Raw genomic sequence first — 10,075 nt, forward strand, 5'->3', positions numbered from 1 at the left:
TGGCAATTCCTATGGTTGCAAGTTCTTTCATTTTACCGTTGATTTTCTCAACGACAATGATACCTATATTCCCGGATTGTCGTCGAACTCACGTTATTTACAACCTTCCTGCGCTCATCTGCTCAATCTTTCATTTTTTATTCTTATCTTTGCAAATACTAAATATAGAACTGAACTTGCAAAATGGATGCTTTATTAAAAGAAGCTGTAAATGCAGCGGTGAATTCCCGATATCCAGCCATGAATTCTGAAGGCCGAAAGCTCATAGAAGATATTTTAGTGAGAAAAGATTTTGAAAAAAGGGAAATTCTACTTTCCGAAGGGCAAGTCAGTCATGATATTATGATTGTGGGAAAGGGCATGTTACGCCAATTTTATTATAAAAACAGGAAAGATGTGACTGAGCATTTTTCTTATGAAGGTTGTATCGTTATGTGTATCGAAAGTTTGTTGAAGCAGGAACCTACCAGTTTGATGATAGAAGCGCTGGAAGATGGTACTGTCTATCTTTTGAACCATAAGAGATTGAATTTATTGGCAGAAGCCTCATGGGAGGTCAATATGTTCTATCGGAAAATTCTGGAATTTTCGCTCATCACCTCCCAGATTAAGGCTGATTCGTGGCGTTTCGAAACAGCCCGTGAACGTTATAACCACTTGTTGCAGTCGCAGCCGGAAGTGATTAAAAGAGCTCCTCTCTCAAATATTGCATCTTATCTGCTGATGACACCAGAGACACTAAGCCGGGTTCGTTCGGGTATTTTGTAAGCATGAAATTCGTTTGTCTTTTTGTATAGAAGCTATGGCCGTTTTTCATTCCCGAACAAGCGGTTGTAATCACGGCGTGAGGCCGGTTCTGTCCACGATTCAGGGATAAAGTGCCATTGGTTCAAAGCATGAGGGGAAATAATTTGTTGTTCTTCAATATACTTCATCAGATAGTAACGCAAGTCCTTGTCCGTGGATGAGAGAATGCGCTTTTTCAGTTCGTCTTGTGGAATACCGGCCCCTTGGGTCAGCAGTTCGCCGCCACCGTTGCCGCGGTAGGAGTTGACAGCCACTTTATACATTTTTGTCTCATCGAAAGGAGTGCCGTCAGCCATGCTCAGGATGTACACCTTTTCACCTTCGGGTTTTGTTACGTCTACAGTATAAAGGATGCCTGCCGCTGAGTCGAAATTGTAGCTGGGATTTTGGAATACAGCACGATCAGCTGCGCCTTCACGTGGTCGGTTACGGAGCAAAAGGAGGGGATCCTCGGCAGATTTCATGCGATTTGTCCATAAAGCGTACGACCTTTCGAGAGCACCACGGATTTCTTTTCCAGAAAGGCTCATGGTATATAGCATGTTTTCGTATTTGTAAAGACTGAACATGTCGTTCACGAAGATGTCGCCAGCTTTTATTTCGGCATCGAAAGACAAAGGAGCGGCCAATGAGATATCGGCTCCGCTGATTGCCAGTTGGAGTTGGTGAATGAGGTCGATGAAAGCTGATGGCCCGAAATAGGCAGGCCGTGTGGAGATGCTCTCAGTAAATCGGCCTATTCGTTTGGATACAAATTGTTCCACGTCTTTACGTTGAGAGGCAAAATGGCTGATGAACTCTGCGTCCGGTTCGTAACCGTCCATCTGTATCAGTTCGCCTGAAATTTGTTTTTCGATTACGTGGTCATTCTGTAGTGTCAGCGTTACGTCTACGGAGGAGATTGCTGAGGCGTTATGGGCTGGGTTGATGATCAGAACTGAATCGCCCTCTGCGTTGATTACCTTTTCGCAAGCCAGGGTGTGATCGTGTCCCATCATTACTACGTCAAAGCCGGATATGCGGCGTGCTATGTCGGCTGAAGCGTTTTCGTTATACTTGCCATTCATCACGTAGGCATTTCGTCCCGAGTGGAAGATGCCTATCATGAGGTCTGGCTTTTCTTGTTCGCGGATAACCGTCATCCAATGACGGGCTGTCTTTTCCATGTCATCAAAACGCAGACCATGCCAGAGGTTTTCCGATAGCCAAGCAGGGATAGCGGGGGTTATCATTCCCAGTATAGCTATCTTTATTCCGTCACGTTCCAATATGATGTAGGGTTTAAAGTGATGTTTTCCCGTGGCTGTTTCTATTATATTGGCTCCGAGGATAGGGAAGTGGCAGTCTGATGCCCAACGGTCGAATACGGTACGGCCCGTCTCTATGTCATGGTTGCCCATATTGCCCGCATTGTAACCCATAAAGTTCATCATTGCGGCGCATAGGTGCGTAGTTGTTGTGTCAATATAGTTATAGTAATAGGCTGTAGGTTGTCCTTGTAGGATGTCGCCGTTGTCCAACAAGATTAGTCGTTCGTCATACTCTTTGCGTTCTTGGCGTACATAAGAACATACTCTTGACAGGCTACCAGCTGCGTTTTGGCGGAGAATGAAGTCGTAAGGGAAATAATTTCCATGTACATCACTAGTTTGTACCAATTTTAGTTTTACTACTCGCTGTTGAGCCCATGCAAAGGTAGACAACAATAGGAATATACATAGAATGAAATGGCCCCTTTTCATATATAGATGATGTTATGCAATTAAATTTTAGTGATTTTATCCTTCAAACATCCTGCTTCTGGCCAGCATGCAGGCACCGACAATACCGGCTTTATCTTTTAACCTGGATGTGACGATGACAGAATCTTTGTTTACCAGATTAAGCGAATACTTTCGAACGGCTGTCTTGATGGGCTGGGTGATATAATCTCCCGTTAATGAAAGGGTTCCACCGATTATAACCATTTCCGGGTTGAAAATATTAATGAGTCCTGCAATTTGTTTGCCTAATTTCTGTCCGATTTCTTCTACAATTTCTATGCATAGCGGGTCTTCCTTGCATGCAGCTTCGATTAGTTCGTCCAATGTGAGCGGCTTATTTTTTTCTTTAAGTCTGTCGGACAGGATGGAGGTTTCACCTTTCTTTATTCTTTCTAAAAATATTCGATGGAAAGCACTGCCGGAAGCTTCTGTTTCCAAGCATCCTTTTTTACCACAGTGGCAGATGATTTCGTTGTCGAACACATGGGTGTGTCCAAATTCTCCAGAAAAGCCCGATTTTCCAGTGTATATTTTTCCGTCGATGATTATCCCGATACCCAGTCCCCAGCTGATATTGACGAAAATGATATTTTTTTCTCCTGCGACACTCCCTTTCAGATATTCTCCGTAAGTCATGGCTCGTGTGTCGTTGTCGATGCAGACAGGAAGACCGATCTTTTGGCTCAATATTTCAGCTAATGGACTTTCGGAGAAATTGAACATACTGAAACTATATCCAGATTCTGGATTGACACGTCCTGAAATGTTGATACAGATATTCATGATTTTGGTTATGTCAATTTCTGTTTTTTTTATGAAAGCCTTGATTAAGTTACACAGATCTTCCAATGCGGCGTGGGTATTTTCGAACTTATAAGGGATATTCATTTCCAATTCCAGCATGTCGCCTTTGAAGTTGATCAAGCCTATGTTTATGGCAAACTTCTTAATATCCACTCCGATAAAGTATCCAGATTCTGGGTTGAGGCCATAGAGGCTGGGGTGTCTTCCTCCACTGGTTTCCAATTTCCCGTAATCGTTGATATAGCCTTCCTCACACATTTCCGATATGAATTTGGTGACAGTAGGCACGCTTAAATCTAACTCTTTGGCCAGGTCTGTAATTGTCGAACTTCCATTATATATATAATGTGTAATGATTCTCTTTTTGAGAAGGGCATTTTTGCTGCCAACTTCTATTTCTTTAAGTAACGCCTGTTTCATATGATTCTGATAGGATTATTTTGTTACAAATATAAAAATAAATTGTTTATAAATGAAAAGAAATTACGGCGTTGTTGTGCTTGACAACAGCTGATTTATATGTTTTACAGCAATGTTAATAAAACATTTTATTAAATTATTTTGATGTTATTGCTATTGTTGCTAATTTTGAGGCCTGTAAAAGCGAATTTTAAATAATATACTATGATAATTTCAAATTTAAAAGATTCCGGCAGGATAGAACTTTTGCACCCGTTGTTCAAAAGGCTTTTTGATTATGTGAAAGCATATAGTTTTCTTCATACTCGATTAGGACGTATAGATTTAGATGGAGACAATCTTTATATTATGAATTCGGAAGCTGATGCTGTGCCTCAAGAAAAACAGCTTCTTGAATTGCATCATCAATATATAGATGTACATATTTTGTTGGAAGGCCGTGAACGAATAGGATGGAAAGCCGCTGACAATTTGACTCAAGAGGTGAAAACTTATTCTTCGGATGGCGATTGTGCTTTGTATGGTGATATTCCAAGTATGTGGATTGATTTACTGCCGGGGCAATTTGTGATTGTTTATCCCGAAGATGCTCATGCCCCTTGTATTGGTGAAGGGAAAATTAGAAAACTTATTGCGAAAATAAAATTGTAAATGGTCTTATGGAAAACAAGAAAATATATCCTTGGGTTGTAGTAGGGTTACTTTGGGTAGTAGCTTTGCTTAATTATATGGATCGTCAAATGCTTTCGACGATGCAGGAAGCTATGAAAGCCGACATCGCGGAATTGAACAAGGCGGAAGCTTTTGGAGCCTTGATGGCCATATTTTTGTGGGTTTATGGTTTTATGAGTCCCGTTGCCGGCATGATTGCTGACCGTTTTAGTCGTAAATGGTTGGTTGTTGGTAGTTTGTTTGTCTGGTCCGGCGTTACCTATCTGATGGGCTATGCAGATACATTTCATGAATTATATTGGTTGCGTGCAGTGATGGGTGTCAGCGAAGCACTTTATATCCCTTCCGCATTATCTTTGATTGCTGACTGGCATCAGGGTAAATCAAGGTCATTGGCCGTAGGAGTACATATGACCGGATTATATGTAGGTCAGGCGGTTGGTGGTTTTGGTGCAACGGTTGCGATTATGTTTTCTTGGCATTCGGCATTCCACGGGTTTGGTATTATCGGTGTTGCTTATTCATTGATCCTTATGTTGGCTTTGCGTGAAAATCCGCAGCATACTTCTGAAAAAAGAAAGTCTTCTGTGATTATGGGAGAAAAGAAAACTTCCGTGCTCAGTGGCCTGACCATGCTGTTTTCAACATGGGCTTTCTGGATTATTCTGTTCTATTTTGCCGCTCCAAGCCTTCCTGGTTGGGCCACAAAGAATTGGTTGCCAACTCTGTTCGCCGAAAATTTGGGTATTCCTATGTCGGAAGCCGGACCGATTTCAACAATTACCATTGCTGTGTCTTCCTTTATCGGTGTCCTTGGCGGTGGTGTATTGTCTGACCGTTGGGTACAGAAAAACATACGTGGACGTATCTATACTGGAGCGATCGGTTTGGGCATGACTATTCCTGCGCTATTGCTATTAGGTTTTGGACATAGCTTGGTCGCAGTTGTGGGAGCAGGTCTGCTGTTTGGTGTTGGTTATGGTATTTTTGATGCAAATAATATGCCTATTCTATGTCAGTTTGTATCGGCTAAACATCGTGCCACGGCATACGGTGTGATGAACATGACTGGTGTGTTTGCAGGTGCGGTTGTTACGGAATTGTTGGGACGATGGACGGATGGTGGCAATTTAGGACTTGGATTTGCTATGTTAAGTATAGTTGTATTGGTAGCATTAGGATTGCAACTGTATTTCCTATGCCCCAAAACAGATAATGTAGAATAATAGACTTTTAATAATGAGAGTTATGGAAAAAATTATCGGACTGATTGATGCACCGTTTACTCCTTTTTATGAAAATGGAGAAGTGAATTACGAGCCTATTAAAGTTTATGCGGAAATGTTGCAAAAGAATGGACTGAAAGGCGTATTTATAAATGGTTCTTCAGGAGAAGGTTATATGCTGACCGAAGACGAACGTATGAAACTGGCTGAGCGTTGGATAGAGGTGGCTCCCGCGGGTTTCAAGGTGATAGTCCATGTGGGCAGCTGTTGTGTCAAGGCAAGCAAAATGTTGGCTGAACATGCCCAAAAGATTGGTGCATGGGGAATTGGTGCAATGGCTCCTCCTTTCCCTAAGATAGGTCGTATTGAGGAACTAGTCAAATATTGTGAGGAAATTGCTGCGGGTGCTCCTAATCTGCCTTTTTACTATTATCATATTCCGGCGTTCAACGGTGCTTTTTTGCCAATGACCGAATTACTGAAAACAGTAGATGGCCGTATTCCTAATTTTGCAGGCATCAAATATACGTATGAAAGCCTTTATGAATACAATCAATGCCGTCTTTACAGAAACGGTAAATACGACATGCTTCATGGGCAGGATGAAACCATTCTTCCGTCTTTGGCTATGGGAGGTGCCCAAGGAGGTATCGGAGGTACTACCAATTATAATGGCATTAATTTGGTAGGTATCATTGATGCATGGAAAACCGGTAATATCGAAAAGGCTCGCGAATTGCAGAACTTCTCGCAAGATGTCATCAATGTTATCTGCCAGTATCGCGGCAATATTGTAGCCGGAAAACGTATTATGAAACTGATCGGCCTTGATTTGGGCAAAAACCGTACTCCGTTCCAAAACATGACAGACGAAGAAGAGGCTCGTATGAAGGCAGAGCTTGAAGCAATCCATTTTTTTGAACGATGCAATAAATTCTGAGCATTATGGATGTAAAAGATTATTTGAGCAAATGGGCTTCTGCCTATAAACATGAGCTTCAGGAAAATATCATGCCCTTTTGGTTGGAGCATGGCTGGGATCGTCAGCATGGTGGTGTGTACACGTGTGTAGATAGGGAAGGTCATTTGATGGATACCACTAAGTCGGTATGGTTTCAGGGACGTTTCGGTTTTATTGCTGCCTATGCATACAACCATGTTGAGAGAAACTCTGAATGGCTGGTTGCCTCTAAAAGCTGTATTGATTTTATAGAGCAGCATTGCATTGATACAGACGGACGCATGTTTTTTGAGGTGACGGGCGACGGACAACCTTTGCGTAAACGTCGATATGTATTTTCCGAATGTTTTGCAGCCATTGCGATGTCCGAGTATTCCATTGCGTCGGGTGACAAAACCTATGCTTTGAAAGCTTTGGATATGTTCAAACGCATTCAGAAGTTCTTGACGACTCCGCGATTCCTGGAGCCAAAGTATTTGCCGACCTTGCAGTCACGTGGCCATTCTATAACGATGATACTTATTAATACTGCTTCCCGTGTGCGTGCTGCTATTGCCGATCCCGTACTGGATATGCAGATTGATGAGTCTCTGTCTGCCATTCGCCGTTATTTCATGCATCCTGAGTTCAAGGCTGTGCTTGAAATGGTAGGGCCTGAAGGTGAATTTATAGATACCTGCAACGGTCGTCTCATCAATCCCGGTCATTGCATCGAAACTTCGTGGTTCATTATGGAAGAAGCCCGTCATCGTGGTTGGGACAAGGACTTGGTACAGATGGCCCTTCAGATATTGGAATGGTCTTGGAACTGGGGATGGGATAAGGAATATGGTGGTATCATTAATTTTCGTGACTGCCGTAATTTTCCTGTACAGGATTATTCGCAGGACATGAAGTTTTGGTGGCCTCAGACTGAAGCCATCATTGCCACTTTGTATGCCTATCAGGCTACCAAGGATGAAAAATATCTCGAAATGCATAAACAGGTCAGTGATTGGACTTATGCCCATTTCCCTGATAAGGAATATGGCGAGTGGTATGGCTATCTCCATCGTGATGGCACGGTGGCTCAGCCGGCCAAGGGCAATCTGTTTAAAGGCCCCTTCCATATTCCTCGGATGATGGTTTGCGGGTATATGTTGTGTAATGAGATATGAGTGACAATTATCGAGAATTTATAATTCGTTTAAAACATTTCTATGAAAATATTCTGTTATTTGTGTTTGTTTGTACTGTTCGGTGCAGCGGGGCTAAAGGCTGCCGATACGGTTTATGTTCGTGAAACCCAAGTTCCGGTTTTGATTGAACGTCAGGATAATGTTCTGTTCTATTTACGGTTGGATGCTCGGGAATACAAAAGATTGAATGAAGTGACTTTGAACCTATTATCCCAAGAACTTTCAATGGTTGAAGCTGTGAAGTTATATTATGGTGGGACTGAAGCTTTGCAAGATCATTCCAAAAAGCGTTTTGCTCCTGTTACTTATGTTTCAGGCTTTGATGCCGGACAAACATTGTCGGCTAATCCATCTTATTCTGTGCTGTGTACCGAAGTGCGACAGCCTGCTTCCAGAATTACATTGAAATGCGATTACGATTTGTTTCCGGGAGTAAATTTCTTTTGGATTAGTTTGCAAATGAAGCCTGAAGCTTCTTTACAGACAAAAATCCAGTCCGAATTGCTTACTGTCAGATTGGACGGCGAAGAGGCTCCTGTGCAAGTTGTGTCTCCTCGGAATATAGTCCATCGCATGGGAGTCGGGGTTCGTCATGCCGGTGACGATGGTGTAGCAGCTTATCGTATACCGGGCCTCGTAACTACCAATGAAGGTACATTACTGGCTGTATATGATATCCGTCACAATAATTCTGTCGATTTGCAGGAACACATTGATATAGGTTTGAGTCGGAGTGTGGACGGTGGCCGTACTTGGGAAAAGATGCGGGTACCTTTGACTTTCAAGAATACGGGTGGACTTCCTTCTGCACAAAACGGAGTGGGCGATCCTTGTATTTTGTTTGACACAAAGACCAATACAGCTTGGATTGCAGCTCTGTGGACACATGGATGTGGCAATCAGCGCACATGGTGGAGTTCACATCAAGGTATGACTCCTGAGGAAACAGGACAGCTGGTACTGACCCGTAGTAAAGACGATGGTAAGACTTGGTCTGAACCAATCAATATAACAGCCCAAGTAAAAGATCCTTCTTGGTTTCTTTTATTGCAAGGTCCTGGTCGTGGTATTACGATGGATGATGGAACATTGGTGATTCCCATTCAATTTATAGACTCTACACGTGTGCCTAATGCCGGGATTATGTATAGTAAAAATCAAGGTGAGACGTGGAAGATTGATAATTTAGCGCGTACTAATACGACTGAAGCCCAAGTGGTCGAAATAGAACCTGGGGTATTAATGTTGAATATGCGTGACAATCGTGGAGGTAGCCGTGCAGTAGCGACATCATCCGATTTGGGAAAGACATGGATTGAGCATGCTTCTTCCCGCAAAGCTTTGCAGGAACCTGTTTGCATGGCCAGCTTGTTGCGTATCCCGGCTGCCGACAATGTGTTGAACAAAAATCTTTTGGTGTTCTCTAACCCTGATACAACTAAAGGACGACACCATATCACGATTAAAGTAAGCTTGGATGGTGGAAATACCTGGCCGCCAAAATATCAATTGATGCTGGACGAAGATGAGGGATGGGGATATAGTTGTCTGACCTTGATAGATCGTGAAACTATCGGTATCCTTTATGAAAGTAGCGTGGCTCACATGACATTTCAGGCTGTGAAATTGCAGGATTTGGTTAATTGACCGGATTTTCATAGGCAAGGGGGCTGCTATCTGCTGTTTACGGAACAATGATGTATGTGACCGGAGACAATCAACTCTGTCCACAGAGCTACTAAGATATGATATCGTTTTGAGGAAATGATATATTGGTATATGACTGACTGGTAAGGATTAGCAGAATTATGTATGATGTTCAAGGAATGGCGAGGGTAGGCGGCATATTGTTAGAACATAATCCTCTGTTATATTATGGTATGCAGTGAGTTGAAGTCTGGAAAATTGTTCACCACAAATTACCTTATTTTCTTTAAGTAATCTGATGAATAAATGATAGGGTTCTAGCATAAAATATGTTATATGGCATTTTTTATAAAATAGTTTATGACTTTTTGTGCATAATCTAAAAACAACTTCTATATTTGCAAAATAAGGACGAAATACGGAGCATATAATAAATTTATATTTAAACATAAGGTGATTTATTATATTGTTTCTGCTATTTTAACTTTGTTATTCTTGATGTGTCAATGAATTTTATGTGGTTAGTGGTCAAAAAAGGGCATAGAGAGAAAGCGAGATATCTTTGTGACAAAAAAGACGGCAAAGATGTACAGCAGC

At 42.1% G+C, this 10,075-nt stretch carries 9 protein-coding genes; 7 read left to right on the forward strand and 2 right to left on the reverse strand.

The annotated features are described in order from the left end of the window. Together Q0Z70_RS11920 and Q0Z70_RS11925 are read left to right on the forward strand one after the other, a co-directional pair. A partial coding sequence (locus Q0Z70_RS11920; protein WP_298074817.1) for a hypothetical protein occupies positions 1–199 on the forward strand: 199 nt, incomplete at its 5' end. Further along, positions 184–768 carry a cyclic nucleotide-binding domain-containing protein gene (locus Q0Z70_RS11925; protein ID WP_298074818.1) on the forward strand — a complete coding sequence of 195 codons (585 nt, stop codon included), beginning with the start codon at positions 184–186 and terminating at the stop codon, positions 766–768. The genes Q0Z70_RS11920 and Q0Z70_RS11925, both read left to right, overlap by 16 nt. Positions 769–800: 32 nt before the next feature. Here the strand turns inward: Q0Z70_RS11925 and Q0Z70_RS11930 are convergent, their stop codons facing one another. After that, entirely contained in the window at positions 801–2,549 is a 1,749-nt protein-coding gene (locus tag Q0Z70_RS11930) for a bifunctional metallophosphatase/5'-nucleotidase (RefSeq protein WP_298074820.1), read from the reverse strand. Positions 2,550–2,585: 36 nt separating this feature from the next. Continuing rightward, positions 2,586–3,794, reverse strand: coding sequence for an ROK family transcriptional regulator (locus tag Q0Z70_RS11935; protein WP_298074822.1), 1,209 nt, complete (start codon positions 3,792–3,794; stop codon positions 2,586–2,588). Between the two features lie 204 nt (positions 3,795–3,998). On the opposite strand from Q0Z70_RS11935, the gene Q0Z70_RS11940 reads away from it, so the two are divergent. Genes Q0Z70_RS11940 through Q0Z70_RS11960 form a run of 5 tightly spaced genes read left to right on the forward strand, consistent with a single transcriptional unit; the run spans position 3,999 to position 9,478 of the window. Then, on the forward strand, positions 3,999–4,445 hold the full coding sequence (locus Q0Z70_RS11940; RefSeq protein ID WP_298074824.1) for a YhcH/YjgK/YiaL family protein: 447 nt from the start codon (positions 3,999–4,001) through the stop codon (positions 4,443–4,445). Positions 4,446–4,453: 8 nt separating this feature from the next. Further along, entirely contained in the window at positions 4,454–5,692 is a 1,239-nt protein-coding gene (locus Q0Z70_RS11945) for an MFS transporter (RefSeq protein ID WP_298074826.1), read from the forward strand. Between the two features lie 22 nt (positions 5,693–5,714). Continuing rightward, positions 5,715–6,632, forward strand: a complete 918-nt coding sequence (locus tag Q0Z70_RS11950; protein ID WP_298074827.1) for a dihydrodipicolinate synthase family protein — start codon at positions 5,715–5,717, stop codon at positions 6,630–6,632. A gap of 5 nt (positions 6,633–6,637) precedes the next feature. After that, complete coding sequence (locus Q0Z70_RS11955) at positions 6,638–7,810, forward strand: AGE family epimerase/isomerase (RefSeq protein ID WP_298074829.1); 1,173 nt, start codon at positions 6,638–6,640, stop codon at positions 7,808–7,810. 42 nt (positions 7,811–7,852) lie between these two features. Continuing rightward, the gene (locus Q0Z70_RS11960) at positions 7,853–9,478 is read left to right on the forward strand and encodes a sialidase family protein (RefSeq protein WP_298074831.1); all 1,626 of its coding nucleotides are present in this window, start codon (positions 7,853–7,855) and stop codon (positions 9,476–9,478) included. Positions 9,479–10,075: the final 597 nt, after the last annotated feature.

Origin of the sequence: uncultured Bacteroides sp. (genome assembly GCF_947632445.1) — a bacterium.
Lineage (GTDB): Bacteria > Bacteroidota > Bacteroidia > Bacteroidales > Bacteroidaceae > Bacteroides.